The organism is Bradyrhizobium sp. sGM-13, from assembly GCF_018398875.1.
Lineage (GTDB): Bacteria > Pseudomonadota > Alphaproteobacteria > Rhizobiales > Xanthobacteraceae > Bradyrhizobium.
In genome coordinates this window covers 1-263 of sequence record NZ_JAGWDK010000333.1, presented here as the reverse complement: position 1 = coordinate 263, position 263 = coordinate 1, and the positions used below count along the sequence as shown (strand labels likewise).

The 263-nt window shown below is 55.9% G+C and carries 1 protein-coding gene; it reads left to right on the top strand.

Annotated features, from left to right (window positions below):
• The coding region (locus KJQ96_RS39235; RefSeq protein ID WP_213291245.1) for a hypothetical protein at positions 1-249 on the top strand (249 nt) is incomplete at its 5' end.
• Positions 250-263 lie beyond the last annotated feature (14 nt).

Sequence of the window (263 nt, the reverse complement as noted above, 5' to 3'; positions counted from 1 at the left end):
AATGTCATGGGCGACTGGTGGTTTCGAGCGTGGGATCGCGTGCTCGCTTTCAAAGACCTCGTAGGATTGAGCGCCAGCCCGAGCGATCAACCCTGCGACGGATGGCAGAGACGGCTCGCTTCAGACGAAGCCTGCCGCTCCAAAGATCCCTCCCCGACAGCTGCCAAGCGAACACCCTGCCAAGCGAACACCCTTGCAGGATATACAACATTGCTGTATATTACAGCAATGCTGGAGACCGATCAATGACCCAATATTCAACC